The sequence below is a fragment of the Rhizobium sp. SG2393 genome, assembly GCF_042610495.1.
Lineage (GTDB): Bacteria > Pseudomonadota > Alphaproteobacteria > Rhizobiales > Rhizobiaceae > RU20A.
This window is the reverse complement of the sequence record NZ_JBHGAP010000001.1, coordinates 46,535-66,602: the sequence shown is the minus strand read 5'-3', so window position 1 is coordinate 66,602 and position 20,068 is coordinate 46,535. Positions and strand designations below refer to the sequence as shown.

General features: G+C 63.0%; 21 protein-coding genes and 1 tRNA gene. 15 read left to right on the top strand and 7 right to left on the bottom strand.

Annotation, left to right across the window (positions count from 1 at the left end; all coding sequences use genetic code 11):
- Nucleotides 1-268: 268 nt before the first annotated feature.
- The gene (locus ACED18_RS00330) at nucleotides 269-1,261 is read right to left on the bottom strand and encodes a porin (RefSeq protein WP_377287902.1); all 993 of its coding nucleotides are present in this window, start codon (nucleotides 1,259-1,261) and stop codon (nucleotides 269-271) included.
- A gap of 577 nt (nucleotides 1,262-1,838) precedes the next feature.
- Here ACED18_RS00330 and ACED18_RS00325 point away from each other — a divergent pair.
- Together ACED18_RS00325 and ACED18_RS00320 are read left to right on the top strand one after the other, a co-directional pair.
- A complete protein-coding gene (locus ACED18_RS00325; protein WP_377287900.1) occupies nucleotides 1,839-2,846 on the top strand; it encodes a porin in 1,008 nt (335 codons plus the stop codon).
- A 343-nt stretch (nucleotides 2,847-3,189) separates the two neighbouring features.
- Nucleotides 3,190-4,074 carry a tyrosine-type recombinase/integrase gene (locus ACED18_RS00320; protein ID WP_377287898.1) on the top strand — a complete coding sequence of 295 codons (885 nt, stop codon included), beginning with the start codon at nucleotides 3,190-3,192 and terminating at the stop codon, nucleotides 4,072-4,074.
- Nucleotides 4,075-4,297: 223 nt separating this feature from the next.
- On the opposite strand, the gene ACED18_RS00315 is transcribed toward ACED18_RS00320, so the two are convergent.
- The 3 genes from ACED18_RS00315 to ACED18_RS00305 form a co-directional block, all read right to left on the bottom strand.
- On the bottom strand, nucleotides 4,298-5,089 hold the full coding sequence (locus ACED18_RS00315; protein WP_377287896.1) for a pyrroline-5-carboxylate reductase: 792 nt from the start codon (nucleotides 5,087-5,089) through the stop codon (nucleotides 4,298-4,300).
- A 104-nt stretch (nucleotides 5,090-5,193) separates the two neighbouring features.
- Nucleotides 5,194-5,283, bottom strand: a tRNA-Ser gene (locus ACED18_RS00310).
- Nucleotides 5,284-5,415: 132 nt separating this feature from the next.
- On the bottom strand, nucleotides 5,416-7,635 hold the full coding sequence (locus tag ACED18_RS00305; RefSeq protein WP_377287894.1) for a caspase family protein: 2,220 nt from the start codon (nucleotides 7,633-7,635) through the stop codon (nucleotides 5,416-5,418).
- A gap of 290 nt (nucleotides 7,636-7,925) precedes the next feature.
- Here ACED18_RS00305 and ACED18_RS00300 point away from each other — a divergent pair, with 290 nt between their 5' ends.
- The 4 genes from ACED18_RS00300 (at nucleotide 7,926) to ACED18_RS00285 (ending at nucleotide 10,925) form a co-directional block, all read left to right on the top strand.
- Complete coding sequence (locus ACED18_RS00300; protein WP_377287892.1) at nucleotides 7,926-8,276, top strand: PilZ domain-containing protein; 351 nt, start codon at nucleotides 7,926-7,928, stop codon at nucleotides 8,274-8,276.
- A gap of 366 nt (nucleotides 8,277-8,642) precedes the next feature.
- Nucleotides 8,643-9,044 (top strand): DUF2177 family protein, encoded by a 402-nt coding sequence (locus tag ACED18_RS00295; protein ID WP_377287890.1) that lies wholly within the window; start codon nucleotides 8,643-8,645, stop codon nucleotides 9,042-9,044.
- A 203-nt stretch (nucleotides 9,045-9,247) separates the two neighbouring features.
- On the top strand, nucleotides 9,248-9,688 hold the full coding sequence (locus ACED18_RS00290; RefSeq protein ID WP_377287888.1) for a PilZ domain-containing protein: 441 nt from the start codon (nucleotides 9,248-9,250) through the stop codon (nucleotides 9,686-9,688).
- A gap of 112 nt (nucleotides 9,689-9,800) precedes the next feature.
- Nucleotides 9,801-10,925 carry a pyridoxal phosphate-dependent aminotransferase gene (locus tag ACED18_RS00285; RefSeq protein ID WP_377287886.1) on the top strand — a complete coding sequence of 375 codons (1,125 nt, stop codon included), beginning with the start codon at nucleotides 9,801-9,803 and terminating at the stop codon, nucleotides 10,923-10,925.
- A 98-nt stretch (nucleotides 10,926-11,023) separates the two neighbouring features.
- Here the strand turns inward: ACED18_RS00285 and ACED18_RS00280 are convergent, their stop codons facing one another.
- Nucleotides 11,024-11,290: a sel1 repeat family protein gene (locus ACED18_RS00280; RefSeq protein ID WP_377287884.1), complete on the bottom strand. Its 267-nt coding sequence runs from the start codon at nucleotides 11,288-11,290 to the stop codon at nucleotides 11,024-11,026.
- 526 nt (nucleotides 11,291-11,816) lie between these two features.
- Between ACED18_RS00280 and ACED18_RS00275 the strand changes: the two genes are divergently transcribed.
- The 7 genes from ACED18_RS00275 (at nucleotide 11,817) to ACED18_RS00245 (ending at nucleotide 15,509) form a co-directional block, all read left to right on the top strand.
- The gene (locus ACED18_RS00275; protein ID WP_377287882.1) at nucleotides 11,817-12,158 is read left to right on the top strand and encodes a DUF2147 domain-containing protein; all 342 of its coding nucleotides are present in this window, start codon (nucleotides 11,817-11,819) and stop codon (nucleotides 12,156-12,158) included.
- Between the two features lie 186 nt (nucleotides 12,159-12,344).
- On the top strand, nucleotides 12,345-12,515 hold the full coding sequence (locus ACED18_RS00270) for a hypothetical protein (RefSeq protein ID WP_377287880.1): 171 nt from the start codon (nucleotides 12,345-12,347) through the stop codon (nucleotides 12,513-12,515).
- 32 nt (nucleotides 12,516-12,547) lie between these two features.
- Nucleotides 12,548-12,694 carry a hypothetical protein gene (locus ACED18_RS00265; RefSeq protein ID WP_377287878.1) on the top strand — a complete coding sequence of 49 codons (147 nt, stop codon included), beginning with the start codon at nucleotides 12,548-12,550 and terminating at the stop codon, nucleotides 12,692-12,694.
- Between the two features lie 88 nt (nucleotides 12,695-12,782).
- Nucleotides 12,783-13,103, top strand: coding sequence for a YnfA family protein (locus ACED18_RS00260; RefSeq protein ID WP_377287876.1), 321 nt, complete (start codon nucleotides 12,783-12,785; stop codon nucleotides 13,101-13,103).
- 66 nt (nucleotides 13,104-13,169) lie between these two features.
- Nucleotides 13,170-14,672 (top strand): AMP nucleosidase, encoded by a 1,503-nt coding sequence (locus ACED18_RS00255; protein WP_377287874.1) that lies wholly within the window; start codon nucleotides 13,170-13,172, stop codon nucleotides 14,670-14,672.
- A gap of 121 nt (nucleotides 14,673-14,793) precedes the next feature.
- Nucleotides 14,794-15,048, top strand: a complete 255-nt coding sequence (locus ACED18_RS00250; protein WP_377287872.1) for a hypothetical protein — start codon at nucleotides 14,794-14,796, stop codon at nucleotides 15,046-15,048.
- Nucleotides 15,045-15,509, top strand: coding sequence for a type II toxin-antitoxin system VapC family toxin (locus ACED18_RS00245; protein WP_377287870.1), 465 nt, complete (start codon nucleotides 15,045-15,047; stop codon nucleotides 15,507-15,509). The genes ACED18_RS00250 and ACED18_RS00245 overlap by 4 nt, the downstream gene beginning before the upstream one ends.
- Before the next feature lie 4 nt (nucleotides 15,510-15,513).
- Here the strand turns inward: ACED18_RS00245 and ACED18_RS00240 are convergent, their stop codons facing one another.
- Nucleotides 15,514-16,887, bottom strand: coding sequence for an aspartate aminotransferase family protein (locus ACED18_RS00240; protein ID WP_377287868.1), 1,374 nt, complete (start codon nucleotides 16,885-16,887; stop codon nucleotides 15,514-15,516).
- A 155-nt stretch (nucleotides 16,888-17,042) separates the two neighbouring features.
- Here ACED18_RS00240 and ACED18_RS00235 point away from each other — a divergent pair, with 155 nt between their 5' ends.
- Nucleotides 17,043-18,392: a glutamine synthetase family protein gene (locus tag ACED18_RS00235; RefSeq protein ID WP_377287866.1), complete on the top strand. Its 1,350-nt coding sequence runs from the start codon at nucleotides 17,043-17,045 to the stop codon at nucleotides 18,390-18,392.
- A gap of 13 nt (nucleotides 18,393-18,405) precedes the next feature.
- On the opposite strand, the gene ACED18_RS00230 is transcribed toward ACED18_RS00235, so the two are convergent.
- Nucleotides 18,406-19,329 (bottom strand): diacylglycerol/lipid kinase family protein, encoded by a 924-nt coding sequence (locus ACED18_RS00230; protein ID WP_377290953.1) that lies wholly within the window; start codon nucleotides 19,327-19,329, stop codon nucleotides 18,406-18,408.
- A 215-nt stretch (nucleotides 19,330-19,544) separates the two neighbouring features.
- Here ACED18_RS00230 and ACED18_RS00225 point away from each other — a divergent pair, with 215 nt between their 5' ends.
- Nucleotides 19,545-19,952, top strand: coding sequence for a DoxX family protein (locus ACED18_RS00225; RefSeq protein ID WP_377287864.1), 408 nt, complete (start codon nucleotides 19,545-19,547; stop codon nucleotides 19,950-19,952).
- Nucleotides 19,953-20,068 lie beyond the last annotated feature (116 nt).

Genomic DNA, 20,068 nt, shown 5'->3' with positions numbered 1-20,068 from the left:
CCCTCCGCATCGGACGGTCGGCGGGGACGGCGCTTTTTGTTCCTCGCGGCGAGACCGGGGCCTGTCCGCGGCATGCGCGTGGGCGGCGCCTGACGCCTGACCTTGAGCACACCCAGCCCAAACCGGATCAATTCTGATAGGCCCATCTTGTTGTTCTGACGCAGTCCGGGCGCGAGACCGCTCGAGGTGCTGCGCCGGGCATCGTCAAACGCAAAGAACCCGGCTCGATGAGCCGGGTTCTCTCTTCACTGACGTATGTCAGATCAGATTAGAAGTCACGCTGCAGGCGGATGAAGCCGGTCGTTACGTCGCCCGTACGGTCGTTGTCCGTGTAGTTGACGGTTGCGAGGGTCTTCAGGCCGTCCGTGATCTGGTAACCAACGGTCACGCCAGCGCGCCACTGGTCAACATTGTTCACGAAAGCAACGTCGCTCCAGTACTGAGCAGCCGGGGTGATCGTGAGCTTGTCGGTTGCCTTGATGGCGAACGAGCCGGCAACGGTCCATTCGGCGTCAGAGTAGTAGGCGTTTACGCCGGAAGCGTAGATACCAGCGAGCTGGAAGGTGCCGAAGGAAGCAACGTCAGCCGAGAGCAGAGCGCGGACAGCGCCTTCTTCGGTTTCGGTGTCGTAGCCGCCGAGCAGGTCGAAGGATACGCCGCCGAGCGAGGCGGAAACGATACCGGCAACGCCGATGCCGTTCGGACGGGTCGTTGCAGCTTCGAGTTCGTCAACCGAAACGCCGGCCTGGAAGGAACCGCCGTCGTAGATGTAGGCGATCGAGTTGAACTCGGAGTTGGTCGACAGCGAGTCGGTTTCGCCGTTGATGCCCTTATCCCACCAGCTGTAGAAGAAACCGGTCTTCAGGCCACCGATCTGGATGTAGGCTTCATCAACGTCGATGAGCGAGTCGCCAACGGCGCTGTCGTTGTCGGCGTTGAATTCAGCGGCGAAGAAGCCGGTCAGCGTGCCGTACTCGGTGTCAGACTTGGCGTCGAACGAGATGTAGGCGCGGGAGAAGGAATCCCAGTCAGACGTACCCGAAGCGTTCGGAGCGAAGTTCGTCTGAACGCGGATGAAGCCGCCGATCTTGAGGCAGGTTTCGGTGCCCGGGATGTAGAAGTAGCCGGTGCCGAAGGCGTCGCAAACGCGAACGTATTCTACGGGTTCCGGCTCAGCAGCGACGATGGCGTCGGCAGCCTGAGCGCCGGAAACTGCTGCGAGAGCTGCAGCGGAGCCGAGAAGAAGGCTCTTGATGTTCATTTCTGACCTCCAGTCAAAGTTTCAAACGGGTCTGGGTATCTTGCTGAAGGACAGCGTTCCCTGCCCCATCCCCAACGTTTAAGAAGTCGGACGATCAACCGCCCTCGCTTCCGAAGTTGAAAATACAAGACGCCGCCGGTCACGCAATCACCAACTTGATTGTTCCCTTCCTTTCACTCCCCCTTCTGATCGGTCTGTTGCCCAAACGACACAAAAACGCCCTCCAGGGGTCAAGGTCTTAACAATAGCTTAATAAAATCCGAGGGATGCGAGAGGCCTCCGCCACATTTCAGACCGGTCGCGGCGCCGCAATTGTGGCGTTTCCGGCCGTTTCCACGCCCTGGACAACACGCGCCCTCTCGTCGGGGCGCAGCCGCGCAGGACGGAATTGCGATCCGTCCGTTCGGTTCCGGGCGCGAATCCAGGCGCGGATTCGGCGTTTCGAATCGCAAGCGATGGAATCACGGTGGAGGTTTGGGCCGGTGTTGGCGCCGCACGAAAGGTGATGGCGACGGGCGATTTTTCTCCGATCCAGCGATTTCAGGGCTTTGGCCAGAAACCTGACTGGAGGTCAGAAATGAACATCAAGAGCCTTCTTCTCGGCTCCGCTGCAGCTCTCGCAGCAGTTTCCGGCGCTCAGGCTGCCGACGCCATCGTCGCTGCTGAGCCGGAACCCGTAGAATACGTTCGCGTTTGCGACGCCTTCGGCACCGGCTACTTCTACATCCCGGGCACCGAAACCTGCCTCAAGATCGGCGGCTTCATCCGCGTTCAGACGAACTTCGCTCCGAACGCTTCGGGTACGTCTGACTGGGATTCCTTCTCCCGCGCCTACATCTCGTTCGACGCCAAGTCTGACACCGAGTACGGCACGCTGACCGGCTTCTTCGCCGCTGAATTCAACGGCGACTTCGACGGCGGCATTGCCGGCACCGGCGACTCCATCATCGACCTCGATGAAGCCTACATCCAGATCGGCGGCCTGAAGACCGGTTTCTTCTACAGCTGGTGGGATAAGGGCATCAACGGCGAAACCGATGATCTCTCCACCAACTCCGAGTTCAACTCGCTCGCCTACATCTACGACGGCGGTTCCTTCCAGGCCGGCGTTTCGGTTGACGAACTCGAAGGCGCATCCTCGACCACCCGCCCGAACAACATCGGTGTTGCCGGTATCGTTTCCGCTTCGCTCGGCGGCGTATCCTTCGACCTGCTCGGCGGCTACGACACCGACCGTGAAGAAGGCGCTGTCCGCGCTCTGCTCTCGGCTGACGTTGCTTCCTTCGGCACCTTCCAGCTCGCTGGTGTCTACGCTTCCGGCGTAAACGCCTACTACTCTGACGCCGAATGGACCGTTGCCGGCTCGTTCGCCATCAAGGCAACCGACAAGCTCACGATCACCCCGGCTGCTCAGTACTGGAGCGATGTTGCCTTCGTGAACGGTGTCGACCAGTGGCGCGCCGGTCTGACCGTCGACTACAAGATCACCGACGGCCTGAAGACCAAGCTGACCGTGAATTACACGGACAACGACCGTACGGGCGACGTCACCACCGGCTTCATCCGCCTGCAGCGCGACTTCTAATAAAAGACGCCCCTCACACGGGGTGCCTTTCACACTTGTGACACCCGCGCAATCTATGGATTGCGCGGGCGTTACCCATTTGCAACACGAATGCAATTTGTGCTTGAGGGGGCCAACGCAGAGATTGAGTTCTGAAATCCTCATGAATTAGTTTCTGAATTAGCAAGATTGAGTTGGGGCTCTGCGGTGTGTCGGGGCAGGTATAGCGTCCTAGTGGCGCTTCTGCTGTCGGCCGCGCACATCTCGCTAATCGAACTAACGGTTGAGGATGGGAAGATGGTGAGGCTTTTCAATGCCATACAAGTCCATGGAAGCAGCTTCACGAAGCGCTTTTGACACCGCCGTGCTGACGACGAGGATAGCGGCCGGCGGCAGCGACGATGTGGAGGCGACCGACCTTCTTGAATTGCTCGACCGCTACGGCGCCGTGCTTTGGGAAGACGGGCGCCACCGGTCCAATGTGACCGCCTTCATCACCGACATCCATATGAAGCTGAGGGCCCCGCGGTTCCTGCAGTTTTCGCAGCGCATGCTGGATGATGCGGTGTCGCGCCTGAAGGAAGCCGGTAACAGCAATGCGACGGTCAATCGCAAGCTGAGCGCGCTGAGTAAGCTTTTGCGCAAGGCCTATCGCATGGGCGATATCGGGCCTCTGCCGGAGTTTACCCGCCAGAAGGAGCGGCAGGGCCGGATCCGGTTTCTGGAGCAGGAGGAGGAAGAACGTCTGTTTTCCGCCATCGGCGCGATGTCGGATATCTTCCGGCGCCTGTGCATCTTTCTGGTCGATACCGGCGCGCGCTTCGGCGAGGCGCTCGGGCTTCGCTGGAACGACATTCACGGCCGGATGGCGACCTTCTGGATCACAAAGTCCGGGCGCAGCCGGTCCGTGCCGCTCACCGAGCGGGCACAAAAGGCGATTGCGGCGTCCGGCGGCCGCTCGCTTGGCCCCTTCTACGGGATCGATAGGCAGCAGTTCCGAAAGACCTGGCTGAAGGCACGCCAGCAGATCGGGCTGTCGCATGACAAGGATCTGGTGCCGCACGTGCTGCGCCACACCTGTGCCTCCCGTCTCGTGCGCGGCGGAATCGACATCCGCCGCGTCCAGATGTGGCTTGGCCACCAGACGCTGACGATGACCATGCGCTATGCCCACCTCGCCTCCGGCGATCTGGCAATCTGCATCCCGGTCCTCGAAAAGGCGAGCCAGCGGGAAATCCGGCTGTCCTGAGCTCAGGCTGCCGGATCGCTCCAGCAGCCGACGAGTGCCCGGCAAAACGTGTCAGGGCGGAGGTGCGCCGAGCACCCCCGCCCACACGGCGGTGTCGGCCGGCGTGTCACGCGCTCCGTCGGCGCATCGCAAGGGCGAGGCCAGCCGGTGCGATCGCCATTGTGGTCTGTGAAGTGTTCGGTTTGAACCGATGGCGAGGTCGCCCGCCGCTTCGGCCTTCCCTTCAGAAGGGCTCGCCCTTGATACGTGCCAGCACCCGGTCCAGCGCGGCCGTCAGCGCCGCCGCGCCTCCGTGGCGGCGAAAATCGGCGTGAGCCTGCTCGTTCAACCCGCCTTTCGTGGCGTAGTCGCGGCTGAGTTCGGCAAAGGACGGCATGTCGGTCTCGCGGGCAGACACCGAAAGATCCGAAAAGAGCGTGCTCACATAGGTGCGCGCCGCCGCATCCGGCAGGCCTTTGGCGCCGAGCCAGCGGACCGTCTCGTCCATGATGCCGAAATACGTTGCCATGAGCGCACTTGCGGCCGCGAGCAGCTGGTACTCGTCGCGCGTCGTACACTCGACAGGCGTTCCGATCGCCGCGAAGAGCTGCGCGGCCTGATCATCCGGGGGGAAGATTGCCGTCGCGCCGCTGCGGCGGGCGACGAAGGGAAGCGGAATCGCCTGGGTCAGTCGAACGGGCGTTCCGATCCAGCTTTGAACAGTCTCCCGATCGACGGCCGCCACCAGACTGACCACGGATTGGCCAGGGCGAAATCGAAGGCCGCGCACAACGTCTGCAGCGACTTGCGGACGGATTGCCAGCACGACCATATCGGCGGCATCAACGATCGCCTGGTTGTCCGGCGCGATCTCCACGGCGGCGAAGTCGGCCGCAAGGCGCGCTGCGGTCTCGGCATTGCGTGGCGACACCAGAATGCGCGCGGCGGCCGGCGGATCAGCCATGAGACCGCGCACCATGGCGTCGGTGATGGCTCCCGTGCCGATGAAGCCGATCGTCGAAAAGGATGTCGTCATGGCAGGCCCATGCAAGCCGGCGGGCAAATCGGCGACCTTCCGATCACGATCGCCATCGGGCAATTTGGATGTCACACATTCAGAAGGGTGGAGAACATTCGGAGTGGCGGAGAAGAAGGGATTCGAACCCTCGATACCGTTTCCGGTATACTCCCTTAGCAGGGGAGCGCCTTCGACCACTCGGCCACCTCTCCGTCCGGGTCTGAACTAGTTGCGTCGCGCCGGCTTTGCAAGGAAATTCTGGTGCATTTCCCCGAAAAGGTGGCAAGGCGCCGATCGGGCGGCGGGGCGGCTCTGCGTCCGCCCTGCCCCACGGCGCGGTTTCGTCAGCCTCTGTTCTTCAGGCGGTCGATGGCGTTGAGCGTGGAGGCCCCGAAATCGCCGTCGATGGGGCCGGTGTAATAGCCACGTTCCTTCAGCAGCGCCTGCATTTCGCGTCGGAAGTCGGGGGTGAAATTGTTGGGCTGGCCCTTCAGTTCGTCATATTTGCCCTGGTCGCCGCCCTCCACGCTCGCGGCTGCCCAGCGGGCTGCCTCCTTGGCGTCGGACTGGATGCCCAGGCCGAAATCATAAAGACGGCTGAGATTGCCCATGGCATAGGCGCTGCCGGCATTCGATGCGGCCTCGTACCAGCGGCGCGCCTCGGCATAATCCTGCTCCACGCCGTTTCCGACATCGTAGAACCAGCCGAGCAGGGCCATGGAGTAGGCGTCGCCGACATTGGCGGCGCGCTCGTACCAGACCTTGGCCTGCTTGTAGTCCTGGGTGATGCCGAGGCCGTTCTGGTAGGCCCAGCCAAGCGACGACATGGCGCTGACATCACCGGCTTCGGCCGCCTTCGTATACCAGGCGAGCGACTGGGCGTAGTCCTGCGGAAGGCCGAGGCCTTCGCGGTAGAACCAGCCGATGGTGGCCATGGCATTGGCATAGCCCTGATCGGCGGAGAGACGGTACCACTTCACCGCTTCCTCATAGTTCTGCGCGATGCCGCCGTAGCCTTCGCGGTAGAGCCAGCCCAGCGAGGCCTGACCATAGGCATTGCCGGCATTGGCGGCCTGCTCGAACATGGAGCGGCCCTTCTCGACATCGACGGCGCCGTCCGTGCCGTAGACGGAGAACCAGGCGAGGTTGGTCAGCGCCCACATGTTTCCGCCATCGGCGGCCTTCTGGTAGTTCTGGCGGGCATCGGCATACATGCGGCCGGCATCCTGGGAACGGCCGAGCAGGTTGACGAGCATCGTGTCATCGGGATTTTCGTTCACCGCCTGGGCGCAGGCGACCATGGCGCGCTGGGCATCGATCTTCAGGAAGTTGACGCCCTGGAAGCCCGGCATGGATTGCGGCTCGCCGGCCAGCAGATAGCAGTCGCGCGAGGCCTGGGTGTCCTTGCCGGTCGGCGAAATATTGATTCCCTTGCGCGGTTCGAGGGCGGCGATCTGCTGCTCGGCCTCGGCGCGGTGGCGGCTTTCCGGGTAGCGCTCGATAAAGCGCGTCAGCGCAGCGCCGTCCGTCGATTGCTTCAGCGCCTCCCAGGCGATGTCATCGGGGCTTGCCGTGGCGTTCGCCTTCGCCTCGTTGAGCAGTTTCAGCTTCTTTTCGGCCAGCATGCGATAGACCGGGTCGCTGCCATGCTTCTGGATGAAAAGGTTGAGAAGGTCGGCATCGGCGAGGTCGCGGATGTTCTGCCAGTCGGCGGCGGCCTCCGATTGGCCGTTCGGCGCCACCTGCTGGTCCTGGTTGATGGTGATGTTGACTTCCTTGATGTTGAGGAAGATCTGCGCACCGCCGAGCGAGCCGTAGACGAAGGGTTCCTGGCCGCGATTCGTTTCCGCCACCACCTGATCGCGCACCTTGCCCAGCGCGATACGCACATCGACGCCCGGCTCGACCAGATACTTGGACAGGGCGGTGGCGAAGGGGCTGTTCTTGCCATCGCCATCCAGCGCCACGGTGCCGGCCTTGGACGCAAAGGCGATCAGCAGATCGGCGCTTTCCGGCTCGACGCGGGCAAGACCGCGGCTGACCGCACGCGTGGAAATGGAGCGCGTCATCGACTGTTCGAAGGGGTTGTTGCGGCAGGCATCGAGAATGATGAGCTTCAGCTTGCTGGCCCCTTCCAGCGAGCGCTGGACGCGATCAAGCGGAATTGCCTCGTCTTCCACATCCTTGTCGGTCTTCAGGCGCACATCGACGGGCAGCAGATAGTTGGTGCCGTTCATTTCCATGCCGTGGCCGGAATAGTAGACGATGGCGACTTCCGCGCCTGTGGCGGCATCCTCGAAGTCGCGCAAGGCCTTGACCATATCCTGCCGCGTCACGTCGACAACGGTCGTGATGCTGTCGAAGCCGGCCGCTTCGAAGGAGGCCTTCATCAGGCCGACGTCGTTGGCCGGATTGTTGAGTTGCGATGTGGCCTGATACTTTTCGTTGCCGATCAGCAGCGCCACGCGCTTGGCTGCCCAGGCATCCACACCCATTACCACCACGACGGAAACAGACAGAACGGCGAGCGAGGCCGCACGCTTCACGAAACCGCGGATCATCATCTCTTTACCCCCTGGACGCGCGGTCATCGACCACGCCTCAACATGCCACTTTTCTAGCGCCATTCGACCGGCAGCGCGCAGCGACGCGCCGCATCGGCCCGGGCCGCCCTTTGCACAAAGTATTACGTATGGCGGGGGGAGTTTCAATCTCGGCCGAAGCGACAAGATCGGGTGAGACCGAAAATGGAGCAGGTCGTTAAAATGCGAGACAAGTGTTTTTGGAAATATCAAAGCCGGCGCGCCATGATCGCCCCAGGAAACAGGCCAGCGAGAGACAGGAGCCGACGACGATGCTGATGCATGTGGCCCAGGGCAAACCCGGCGAAACCGCGACGCGCTACAAGCATTTTCCCATCGAGCGTCCGTGCCGTATCCTCATCATCGGCCATCATCTGAAGCCCAAGCAGAAATATCAGGCGCTGCTGCGCGAAATCTCGGTCGGCGGCGCGCTGCTCGACTGCAATCCCGGCCTGCAACTGCCCAAACAGTTCTTTCTCCAGGTGGATGGCTTCAACGACGAGATGGGGTGCTCGCAGGTGTACCGGAAAGGTGCCGCCCTCGGCATTCGTTTCAACATGCTGATTTCGCCGGAATTCATCAGCCGCCTCATCCGCCTGCAATTTGCAAGCGGTTGCCTCTAAGCAACTGCTCTGTCGGGGCAGGCCTTCTGCAAGATCACGTTCAACTCCGGGTCGGCGGATCGGCCGACTGAGGGCGAGCAAAGCTCGACAGTGCCCCAAGCCTCGCCTTTCACCGATTGACGACCCCTCGCCCCTTAACAGTTCACCGATCCTGATTGGATTTGACACTGGGGATGTCGAACTCCGCTTCGAAACGCGCCGCGCAGGCCCCTCTCCGTGGTGCTCTCCCCTTCCGAAGACGCGTGGTCCCCGCTTACCACCCTGCGCCCCGGCCTGAAAAATTCCGTGATCGGAGCGAATTCTTCGGCCACTGCACGATCCGGTGCGTTTACCCTCGCGTAACGAGCACAAACGAGGGATGCACCGATGAAGACCGCACTGATTGCCTATGCCGGAACGTTCACGACGCTGCTTGTGGCGGATGCCATCTGGCTCGGCATCGTCGCCCGCAGCTTCTACCGGGACCAACTGGGATCGATGATGCTGCCGCAGCCGAACTTCACGATCGCGGCCCTCTTCTATCTCTTCTATGCCGTCGCCATCGTCATCCTTGCCGTGATGCCGGGGGTCAAGGCCGGCTCGATCTGGATGGCGATCGGCTATGGCGCCGTGCTCGGCCTTGCGGCCTACGGCACCTACGATATCACCAATCTCGCGGTGCTGAAGGGCTGGCCGGTGATCGTGACCGTGGTGGACATGGTCTGGGGTACGCTGATCACCGCGGCCTGTGCCGGTGCCGGCTACGCAGCCGTGCGTCAGTTTTCCTGACAACTGCCGGTGTTGCGACGACCACCTGAACCCGTTCGACGCAGTTTTGCACAGATCCGGTAAAGCTTTAATTTTTTGCTTCACCCGGATGAAACGCGTCTATCCCAGAATTGGCGCCAGGACCAAAGGCGGTCCTGGTTGTCGATGCCAGCCCTTGTGCATGATGCGCCGGGGCTGGCTGCGAAGCGTCAGGGAGATGGCGAATGAAAAAATCGGAAAACGAGGCCGCCGTCTATGCGAGGGTCCGCTCCGAATTTTACGAACGCAAGTATGAGCGTTTTGCCCTGAGCCGCGCCGGAACACTCATGTCGGTCCAGCCCGGGCTTTCCCAGGTCAGCGTGCGCAGCTGCCAATTGATGGAAATTTCGCGCGGCGGGGCCTCGTTCACCGTCCACACCACGACCGGACTTCCGACGCACTACTATCTGTCAATCGTCGGTTTCACACGGCGAATCGGCTGTGCGGAAATCTTCCGGCGAGACAATCGGCTGTCGGTCGCCTTCATCAAGCCGATCGACGAGTTGTTGCTGCGAAAGATCCTGCGCGCGGACTTCTTTACCGGTGTCGCGCCGGAGCCCAAGGCCAAGGCGCGGCCGAAGACCCTGCCCGGCATGGGACGCATCGACGCCGCGGATCTGTTCTGATCCGCAGCGCACCGGATGCAGGATCCGGAAGACGCGCCCAAGAGGCTTGTCTCGCACTACAGTCGGATTATGTTCGGCCTCCCGCCGACCCCCATGTCCGACAGGTGCCACCATGTCCGCCTTTTCCCGCCTCACGCCGCTTGCCGAAAGCCTGCCGTCCACCGTGCCATTCGTCGGTCCGGAAGCGATCGAGCGCCTGCGTGGCCGGCCGGTGCAGGCTCGGATCGGGGCGAATGAAAGCGGCTTCGGGCCCTCGCCCCGCGTGATCGACACCATTGCGCAGGCTGCTGCGGAAACCTGGAAATATGCCGATCCCGAAAATTTCCGCATCAAGGAAGCACTTGGCCGGCATCTCGGCATCACGCCGCAGCATATTGCCGTCGGCGAAGGCATTGACGGGCTGCTCGGTCAGATCGTGCGGCTCGTCATCGAGCCAGGGCGTACCGTCGTGACGTCGCTCGGCGGGTATCCGACCTTCAACTATCACGTGACCGGCCATGGCGGCCGCCTGGTGAGCGTGCCCTACACGGGCGACGACCGGGAAAATCTCGAGGGGTTGCTGGAAGCGATCATCCGGGAGAAGGCGACGCTTGCCTATTTCGCCAATCCCGACAATCCGATGGGAAGCTGGTGGGATGCCGAGAGCGTGGTGGCCTTTGCCCGCGCAGTGCCGGAGACTTGCCTGCTCATTCTCGACGAGGCCTATTGCGAGACCGCACCGGCCGGCGCCCTGCCGTCGATCGAGAGCCTGCTCGACCGCCCGAACGTGATGCGGACACGCACCTTTTCAAAGGCCTACGGGCTGGCGGGGGCGCGGGTCGGCTATACGATCTCCACGCCGGAAAATGCCGTGCTCTTCGACAAGATCCGCAACCATTTCGGCATGAACCGCATCGCGGTCGAGGCTGCGATCACGGCGCTCGTGGATCAAGCCCATCTTGCCGACGTCATTGCGAAGATCGCGGCGTCGCGTGCCGAGATTTCGCGGATTGCCCTGGAAGCAGGTCTACGGCCCCTGCCCTCGGCCACGAATTTCGTGGCAGTGGATTGCGGCCGCGACGGTATCCATGCCCGCGCCATCGTTGACAGGCTGATGGCAGACCACGGCATCTTCATCCGCATGCCGGGCGTTTCACCGCTGAACCGCTGCATCCGCATCAGCACGGGTCCGGCCGCGGAGATGGGGATGCTGGCGGGGGCGTTGGGTGATGTGGTGCGGAAGGCGACGAGCGACTAGCGAATGAGGGCCGGGCTCGGGCGGGCAGGCAATTGCGCCTCAACGCCTGTCTCCCCGTCTCGCCATTCGCTCTTCGCAAATCGCAACTCGTCCACTTCTCAGTGCATGGTCATCCACTCGCGGGCGGCGCGCAGCGCCTTGGCGAGATCGGACTTGCTCATGGACTGTGACAGGTCGGCGCGCAGCGCTGCGGCGCGGTCGGAGCCCTTGATGGCGGCGATGTTCAGCCACTTGTGGGCGGAGACGAGATCGATCTCGCAGCCGCGGCCGGTGGCGTACATCAGCCCCATTTCGCACAGCAGTTCGGCCTGGTTTTCGCCACCCATCGTGGCATTCGAAGCATTCTGAATGTCAAAGCGTGCCATGATTTCTGTCCCTGTCGTTGTCGGTGTCTTGCGACGATCTGGTCCCTGTTTGAAACTCCGGGGGGCTGCCGTCTTCTGCGGCTCGCTCCCCCGGAGCGTGGCGGTTTTGTCCGCTCGTCTTATGGGTCTGACTATCGCACGGGCCTTTCAACGGGCGCTTAAAATGCGTGATTAATTTGCTGAAAACAAAGTACAAACAAGCCGTAAACGCAGGTTTTCGTTAAACATCGCAAGGTCCGGATTACAGGCATTTCGGCTCAAACTTTACGTTTCTTTCAGCAGGTCATTTCAACCCTTCTCTAACCACGACAGACGGTGCTCTTTCTTCATTGTGGAAAAGCAGGCCGGCAAACGTGCCCCGACCGTCGTTTCGACGCATGCGAAAGGTGGGCGGAGACCCCGTTTACCTTTACGTCCGCGTAAGATATTGTCACATCATGGACAGGGTGGAGCCTGCCCTGCCGCCGCGCGCCCCTTTGACAATTGGGTGCACGGCGCCTGACATGGATGAGGAGGAGACGTTTCCATGATCGCCAGACTGACTGTTGCCATTGCCCTTTCCGCGCTGATGAGTGCCAGCGCCATGGCTGCCGAGCCCATCGTGGGCAACTGGAAGACCCAGAGCGGTGCGACAGCCGCCATTGCCGGCTGCGGCGGCGCCTATTGCATCACGCTGAAGACCGGCAAGCATGCCGGCAAGCAGATCGGCAAGGTTTCTGGCAGCGGCGCAAGCTACACCGGCGAGGTGACCGACCCCGACACCGACAAGACCTATAGCGGCTCGGCCAATGTCAGCGGCAATTCGCTGAAGCTGAAGGGCTGCGTGCTCGCGGTTCTTTGCAAGTCGCAGACATGGTCCCGCCTCTGATCGGCAAAACGCCAGATCAGGCAGGAAATTGACAGGGCGGGCGCCGGATCGGGGCCCGCCTTTTTCGTGGCGGCTTTGCGGCTGAACGAAGATGAACGGGAGATGAACCGTGCTCTCAGAACGCGTTCAGTTAGCGTCCTGTAAAACGACATCATCGTCGAACCCCACCGGAATGGACTGGACCACATGGACACGCTCGCTCGCCGCCTCACCATCATCAGCCTGATGATGGTCGTCTTCGCCATGATGCTTGGCGCTGCCGTCAGCGCCGACACCGAACGCCGCGCCAAGACCTATGTCGGTTCGCTGTCCGACTGCACGGCGCATACCGCGCAATTCTGCCAGGCACGGCTCTAAGCCGCCTGGCCAAGGAGGAAGGACTCGCGCAGATGCTGACCCGGATCATCGTACTCGCCAGCCTGCTTGCCGCGCCCCTGATGGGTCTGGCAGCGCAGAGCGCGAACGAGTTCGGGATCGCATCGCGCGGCCCCGGCCTCATCCTCTTCGTGACGCTGCAGCGCAACGCCATGACGTGACAAGGGCGCGGACATCCCGCCCTGGCCCAAGGCGGGTTGCACCCGGCCCGCGAATCCGGTGTCGTGATTCCTCACGGAGCCGGAAACGATGCCTTCCCTTCTCATCTATACGCTTGCCGCACTCGCCGAAATCGGCGGGTGTTTTGCTGTCTGGGCCGTCCTTCGCCTGCACCACTCGCCTCTCTGGCTGTTCCCAGGCCTTGCGGCGCTGGCCATCTTCGCCTGGCTGCTGACGCTGGTGGATACGCAGGCAGCAGGGCGCGCCTATGCGGCCTATGGCGGTGTCTACATCGCCGCATCGCTTGCCTGGCTGTGGGTGGTCGAAGCCGTGCGCCCGGACCGATTCGACCTCATCGGTGCGGCGGTGGCGCTGTCGGGAGCGGCGATCATCCTGGCTGCGCCGCGCTGATCGCGCTCTTGTGCAGCGCATTCATCTTGTCGTTTGCCTGCCATGATGGCGCTTCTATAATGCGCCATGACCCAGCGAATCTATCCCTTCTCCATCCTCTCCGTCTCCACCCCCGAGCCCTTCGAGCCGCAGGTCTTCGACGACCCGGTTCAGGCGGTCGATTGCCTCGAGGCGCTTTACGAGCGCAACACGCGCTTCCTGTGCGATGCCTTCCGCACTCTCGGCCGTGACGGGCCGGCAACGGCCCGCTTCCGGGCCTGCTATCCGCAGGTAAGCATCGAGACGAGCAGCTTCGGCCATGTCGATTCGCGCCTTTCCTACGGCTATGTCAGCTCACCCGGCGTCTACACGACGACGATTACCCGGCCGAAACTCTTCCGGCACTATCTCAAGGAACAGCTGGGCCTCTTGATGCGCAATCACGGGGTGACGGTCACCGTCTCGGAATCGGCGACGCCCATTCCGCTGCACTTTGCCTTTGACGAGGGCGCCCATGTGGAGGCCGGCGCGGCGGAAGCGAGCGACCTGCCGCTGCGCGACCTCTTCGACGCACCGGACCTGACCACCACGGACGACGAGATCGCCAACGGGAGTTATGAGCCGGGGCCCGGCGAGCCCTCCCCGCTTGCGCCCTTTACCGCCCAGCGCATCGACTATTCGCTGGCCCGCCTCAGCCATTATACGGCGACGAGCGCGAACCATTTCCAGAACTTCGTCCTCTTCACCAACTACCAGTTCTACATCGACGAATTCTGCGCCTGGGCGCGCCAGCAGATGGCCGAGGGCGGCAATGGCTACACGCATTTCGTCGAGCCCGGCAACATCATCACGCCGGCGGGCGCGACGCAGCCGGAGACGGACAGCGTGCTCGGCCGCCTGCCGCAGATGCCCGCCTACCACATCAAGAAGAAGGGCCATGGCGGCATCACCATGGTCAATATCGGCGTCGGGCCTTCCAACGCCAAGACGATCACCGACCACATCGCGGTGCTGCGCCCGCATGCCTGGCTGATGCTCGGCCATTGCGCCGGCCTGCGCAACAGCCAGCGGCTCGGCGACTATGTGCTGGCGCATGCCTATGTGCGCGAGGACCACGTCCTTGACGACGACCTGCCGGTCTGGGTGCCAATCCCGGCGCTCGCCGAAATCCAGGTGGCTCTGGAAGAGGCCGTGGAGGAGGTAACGGGCTACGAGGGCTATGACCTCAAGCGCATCATGCGCACCGGCACCGTCGCCACCATCGACAACCGCAACTGGGAACTGCGCGACCAGCGCGGGCCGGTCAAGCGCCTCTCTCAGTCCCGCGCCATCGCGCTCGACATGGAATCCGCCACCATCGCCGCCAACGGCTTCCGCTTCCGCGTGCCCTACGGCACGCTGCTCTGCGTCTCCGACAAGCCGCTGCACGGCGAACTGAAACTGCCGGGCATGGCAACGGCCTTCTACCGCACCCAGGTGAACCAGCACCTCAGAATCGGCATCCGCACCATGGAAATCCTCGCCGGCATGCCCTCGGCTGAGCTGCACTCGCGCAAGCTGAGGAGCTTCTTCGAGACGGCGTTTCAGTGACGGTTTGAGATGGGGCGTGCGTTGGAGGATGCGGCCGACCGATACGGGTGAGTCATGTTCAAAACCGCTACGCTTTGGACTATACTTCTCTTGAGTGGAATAGTCGGCGAGAGGGCTGATCGTGAACACCATCCAGCTTCATCTGTCGGAGAGGGCCGCTGCGGTCCTTGACGATCTTGCAAGGGCACGGCAGCGCCGGCCTGAAGATGTGGCAAGCGAGGTTCTCTCGCATCAGCTGGAGGCGATGAAGGCCGAAGGAGAGGCTGTGATCGACGGCCGCTATGCCGTGTTGCGGCGCAGGGCGCTGGAGGTCGGTGGCGGCCGGGCGCCGGAGGAGATCGACCGGGATCTGCGAAACCTGCGAGGCGACCGGTGAGCCTGGATGCACCCGGCCCGCGCGTCTACATCGACACGAATATCTTCATCTATCTCCTGGAAGACGGCGGTGATCTCGGGGGAACGGCCGAGGCGCTGCTGTCGAATCTTCGCGACCGAAGCATTCCAATTGTCTGCAGCAGCCTTGTCTATGCCGAGTGCCTCACGGGGGCGAGAAAGCGCAAAAGCGCAGCGCTCGCCGAGATCTACAGGGCAATGTTTCTGGAGGACGGTGCGCCAACGTTGCTCCCGCCGACGCTTGCCATTCTGGAGCGGGCGGCGGCTGTTTCGGCCGAGCTTGGCCTGAAGCTCATAGATGCGATTCATGTCGCGACAGCCGTTGACGCGGCGTGCACGCTCTTCATCACCAATGACGGCGGCATCCGCGTGCCGCCGCCTTTGACCTTATGCAGATTTTCGGAACTGCTCGACCAACACGCGGCGGAATGGCCGTTGGCCTGACGGCTCACCGCTCCAGCACAGCCCACGCATGATCCAGCCCGGCGCGCAGCTTGGTGACCACCTCGTCCACTTCCGCTTCGGAGATGACGAGCGGTGGGGAAGCGAGCATGCGGTCGCCGGTGGCGCGCAGCACGAGGCCGTTTTCGAGGCAATGGTTGCGCACGGTGACGCCGGCCTTTTCCTTGTCGGCGAAGCGGGTGCGGGTCGCCTTGTCGGCGGCGAGCTGGACGGCGCCCATCAGGCCGACGGAGACGGCTTCGCCGACCATCGGGTGGTCCTGCAAAGACGCCCATGCCCTGGCGAAATAGGGGCCGATCGTGTCGCGGACGCGATCGACGATGCCTTCGTCCTCGAGGATGCGGATGTTTTCAAGCGCGGCGGCGGCGCAGACCGGGTGGCCGGAATAGGTGAAGCCGTGGTTGAAGTCGCCAACCTCGTTCACCAGCACGTCGCCGACGCGGTCGGAGACCAGAACGCCGCCGATCGGCAGGTAGCCGGAGGACAGGCCCTTGGCGATCGGCGCCAGATCCGGCGTCACGCCGTAATGCTGGTGGCCGAACCACTGGCCCGTGCGGCCGAAACCGCAGATGACCTCATCGCAGACGAGCAGGATGTTGTGCTCCCGGCAGATGCGGGCGATCTCCGGCCAGTAGGTGTCCGGCGGGATGATGACGCCACCGGCCCCCTGGATCGGCTCGGCCACGAAGGCGGCGACATTGTCCTCGCCAAGTTCGTCGATCTTGGCTTCCAGCTCGCGGGCAGCCTTCAGGCCGAATTCCTCCGGCGAGAGCTCGCCGCCCTCGGCGTACCAGTAGGGCTGGCCGATATGGACGATGCCGGGAATCGGCAGATCGCCCTGCTCGTGCATCCACTTCATGCCGCCGAGCGAGGCGCCTGCCACCGTGGAGCCGTGATAGCCGTTGACGCGGGAGATCACCGTCTTCTTCGTCGGCTTGCCCATGGCGCCCCAGTAGACGCGCGCCATGCGGAACCAGGTGTCGTTGGCCTCGGAGCCGGAGCCGGTGAAGAAGACGCGGTTGATGGTCGGGCCGGCATGGCTGGTGATCTTCTCGGCGAGCAGGGCGGCCGGCGTCGTCGTCGTGCCGAAGAAGGTGTTGTAATAGGGCAGCTCGTTCATCTGCCGGGTGACCGCATCGGTGATTTCGTGACGGCCGTAGCCGATATTGACGCACCACAGGCCCGCGAAGGCATCCAAATAGCGCTTTCCATGATTGTCGAAGATCAGGCACCCCTCGCCGCGCGCAATGATGCGGGCGCCGGCTGCATTCACCTTCTTCGTGTCGGAGAAGGGATGCAGGTGATGGGCGGCGTCGAGCGCGCCGATGTTGGAGGGCGAGGCGGCGGGGAAGCTGGACATGGATGGCACCTTTGGCAATGATCAGCGCCGCGGCCGGACATTGCGTCCGGGTCACGGATGCGGCGAGGTTGCCGAGGCGGCCGGCTTTTGGCAAGGTGGCCTGACCATTTGGTCCAATCTTTCTTTGCATCCCTCCAGAACCCCAGAGTGCCTTCATGACAGCTCCCTCCCCCACAGACGATGCCGGCCTTCCGCCCCGCATCGAGATCATCCTCGTCGGCATGAACGGCGATCTCCGGGGAAAGCAGATCCCGCTGGAGGCGGAAAAGAAGGTCTGGGATGGCACGGTGCGCCTGCCCGCCTCCACCCAGTCGCTCGATATCTGGGGCGACGACAATGACGACATCACCGGTCTCTCGCTCTCGGTCGGCGACCCCGACGGCCTGTGCATTCCCGACAGGCGGTCGCTCGCCGCCATGCCCTGGGCGCCGGCCGGGTCGAAACAGGTGCTGGCCACCATGCACGAACTTGATGGCACGCCCTCCTTCATGGATCCGCGCGCCATCCTCAAAAACCTGCTCGACCGCTTCGCCGAGCGCGGCCTGACCCCGGTGGTGGCGACGGAGCTCGAATTCTACGTGGTGGAAGGCGACTGGCTGGAGACGGGCGTGCCGCGTCCGCCGAAGACGCTCACCTGGCGCGGCGAGCCGAATGGCTTCCAGCTCTACGACATGGGCGCGGTGGACGCGCTCGACGGCTACCTCCAGACTGTGCGGGCCTGGGCAAAGGCACAGGATCTCCCGGCCGACGCGACGACCGCCGAATTCGGCCATGGCCAGTTCGAGATCAACCTTCTGCACCGGCCGGATGCGCTCGCGGCGGCGGATGACTGCATCTATTTGAAGCGCATCGCCGAACAGGCGGCGCGGCGCTTTGGCCTGAAATCCACCTGCATGGCGAAGCCCTATGCCGACCAGGCAGGTTCCGGCCTGCATGTGCATGCCAGCATCATCGACCGCGACGGCAAGAACATCCTCGACGCAAAGGGCGGCGATCCGAAGCGGCTGAAATCCGTCGTGGCCGGCATGTTGCAGACCATGCGCGATGCGCAGCTGATCTTCGCGCCCTTTGCCAATTCCTACCGCCGCTTCCAGCCGGGTTCTTTCGCGCCCGTCGATCTCACCTGGGGCTTCGGCCATCGCGGCACGGCGATCCGCATTCCCGACGCCAACGGACCGGCGGCGCGCGTGGAGCACCGCGTGGCCGGCGCCGACGCGCATCCGCACCTGCTGCTGACCGCCATCCTCGGCGGCATGCTGCTCGGCCTCGACAACGACCTCGATCCCGGCCCGGCAACGGAACCGGGACAGGATGCGCCCGACGCCCGGCGCCTGACGCACGATTTTCTGACAGCGGTCGAGGAATTCTCCGCTTCGCCCTTCATCGCCGATGTCTTCGGCGAGCGCTACCGCAAGCTCTATGGCGACACGAAGCGCAAGGAGGCGATCACCTACCTGCGCACCGTCTCGGATTTCGACTACCGGACCTATCTGCCGCGGATCTGATCGATGGCGCCGGTCAGGCCGCTGCTGCGGTTTGCGCCGGCGGCTTCGGCACGATGACCTTCAACTCGCCGGGATGCAGGCGGATCGAGACATCGCGGCCCATGGGCAGAAGCTCGCCGTCGATGACGCAGTTGATCTTGCGATCGACGCGCGGAAAATGCAGGTCGATTGCCGTGCCCTTCATTTCGGTCACGTCCTCATTGTCCTTCAGGCGGCCGCGCAGGATGTCGAAGGTGAGCTTCGCCACGCCGCGCGGGCTGAGCGGCTTTGAGGTGTAGAAACCGAGATGGCCGCCCGTGACGTCGTCGGCGTAGAGCAGACCGTTATCACCGAAAGCATTGTTGGAGACGTTGATGGTGGAGACCTTGCGGCGCTCGTGACGGCCGTCGATATCGTATTCCACATCGAAAACCGGCGGATCGAGCATGACGCCGAAGGCGGCGCGCACATTGGCGGCGATCTTTCCGGAGCGGGACTTGAAGCTCATAGTGTTGCGCATGCGCACCATGCGGGCGTGCAGGCCGGCGGAAAACTGGTGCACGAAGGCCCGCCCGTCGACGCTGCCAATATCGGCAGCCGAAATCTCGCCATCGGCCAGCGCGTCCAGCGCCTGCCAGATATCAAGCGGCACCTTCAGCGAGCGGGCAAAGAGGTTCATCGTGCCGGCCGGGATGATGCCGAGCGGCATGCCCTGCCGCCAGGCGACACCGGCGGCCGAGGAGATAGTGCCATCGCCGCCGCCGGCAATCATGCCGTCGAGATCGTCGCGCCGCGCCGTCTTTTCCAATGCGTCCTGCATCTCGTCGCCCGCGACGACTGCGCAGTCTAGCTCGTGGCCGGCAGCCGCAAAGACCTCCTCGGCCTTGGCCACATAGGCATCCATATCCGTGGTCCGAAAGGTGCCGCCATCGCGGTTCAAGATCGCCTGAAGTCGCATCATATCCGTTCCACAACCGGCCAAGCGCCGGCAGGGAGTAGATAGTCAAGGGAAACGGGAAAAACAGAGGGACCGCAGGCGCTCTTTGCGGCGGGCATCGTCCCGCTTGACCAAATAGCTATGCGCGACACGTGGGGGTCGATGCTTTCCAGGCGCGCGCCCGGCTGCATTCGGATATATGGGAGGTGATGATGACTGAAGCGAGCAGCAACTGAATGACCGTGAGGCGCCGACACTGCCGAGCCGGACTGGCGATTCTCTATACTCTGGCTGGCATTCTGCATATTGCCCTGCCAGGACCGTTTCTGAACATCACGCCGGCATGGGTCCCCTATCCTCACCATGTCATTCTGTTCACGGGCGTCTGCGAACTTCTTGGTGCAGCGGGGTTATTCCTGCCGGCGCTGCGCGCTTCTGCTGGGATCGGGCTGGCGCTCTATGCGATCTGCGTCTATCCCGCCAACATCAAGCACGCGATCGACAATCTTTCTGGGGGCGATGCCTCGCTTTGGCTGTGGCTGTATCACATCATCCGCTTACCGCTCCAGCCAGTTCTAGCCTGGCTGGCTCTTTACGCCGGACGGGTGATCACCTGGCCATTTTCCGCGCGTGCGCGCGATTGAAACTACGAAGGACGCGGGCAGAGGCCTCATTCTTTGTACGCGCCCCACACGAACTGGCGCATGACCGATCAAATGACATCGACCTTCAGGAGATCCCCATTGAGCAGGACAGCGGC

Bases quoted from the DNA above. Each gene is read 5' to 3' on its own strand.
- ACED18_RS00330 (WP_377287902.1), bottom strand. From the start codon at position 1,261: ATGAACATCAAGAGCCTTCTTCTCGGCTCCGCTGCAGCTCTCGCAGCA.
- ACED18_RS00325 (WP_377287900.1), top strand. From the start codon at position 1,839: ATGAACATCAAGAGCCTTCTTCTCGGCTCCGCTGCAGCTCTCGCAGCA.
- ACED18_RS00315 (WP_377287896.1), bottom strand. From the start codon at position 5,089: ATGACGACATCCTTTTCGACGATCGGCTTCATCGGCACGGGAGCCATC.
- ACED18_RS00305 (WP_377287894.1), bottom strand. From the start codon at position 7,635: ATGATGATCCGCGGTTTCGTGAAGCGTGCGGCCTCGCTCGCCGTTCTG.
- ACED18_RS00300 (WP_377287892.1), top strand. From the start codon at position 7,926: ATGCTGATGCATGTGGCCCAGGGCAAACCCGGCGAAACCGCGACGCGC.
- ACED18_RS00295 (WP_377287890.1), top strand. From the start codon at position 8,643: ATGAAGACCGCACTGATTGCCTATGCCGGAACGTTCACGACGCTGCTT.
- ACED18_RS00290 (WP_377287888.1), top strand. From the start codon at position 9,248: ATGAAAAAATCGGAAAACGAGGCCGCCGTCTATGCGAGGGTCCGCTCC.
- ACED18_RS00285 (WP_377287886.1), top strand. From the start codon at position 9,801: ATGTCCGCCTTTTCCCGCCTCACGCCGCTTGCCGAAAGCCTGCCGTCC.
- ACED18_RS00280 (WP_377287884.1), bottom strand. From the start codon at position 11,290: ATGGCACGCTTTGACATTCAGAATGCTTCGAATGCCACGATGGGTGGC.
- ACED18_RS00275 (WP_377287882.1), top strand. From the start codon at position 11,817: ATGATCGCCAGACTGACTGTTGCCATTGCCCTTTCCGCGCTGATGAGT.
- ACED18_RS00270 (WP_377287880.1), top strand. From the start codon at position 12,345: ATGGACACGCTCGCTCGCCGCCTCACCATCATCAGCCTGATGATGGTC.
- ACED18_RS00265 (WP_377287878.1), top strand. From the start codon at position 12,548: ATGCTGACCCGGATCATCGTACTCGCCAGCCTGCTTGCCGCGCCCCTG.
- ACED18_RS00260 (WP_377287876.1), top strand. From the start codon at position 12,783: ATGCCTTCCCTTCTCATCTATACGCTTGCCGCACTCGCCGAAATCGGC.
- ACED18_RS00255 (WP_377287874.1), top strand. From the start codon at position 13,170: ATGACCCAGCGAATCTATCCCTTCTCCATCCTCTCCGTCTCCACCCCC.
- ACED18_RS00240 (WP_377287868.1), bottom strand. From the start codon at position 16,887: ATGTCCAGCTTCCCCGCCGCCTCGCCCTCCAACATCGGCGCGCTCGAC.
- ACED18_RS00235 (WP_377287866.1), top strand. From the start codon at position 17,043: ATGACAGCTCCCTCCCCCACAGACGATGCCGGCCTTCCGCCCCGCATC.
- ACED18_RS00230 (WP_377290953.1), bottom strand. From the start codon at position 19,329: ATGCGACTTCAGGCGATCTTGAACCGCGATGGCGGCACCTTTCGGACC.
- ACED18_RS00225 (WP_377287864.1), top strand. From the start codon at position 19,545: ATGACCGTGAGGCGCCGACACTGCCGAGCCGGACTGGCGATTCTCTAT.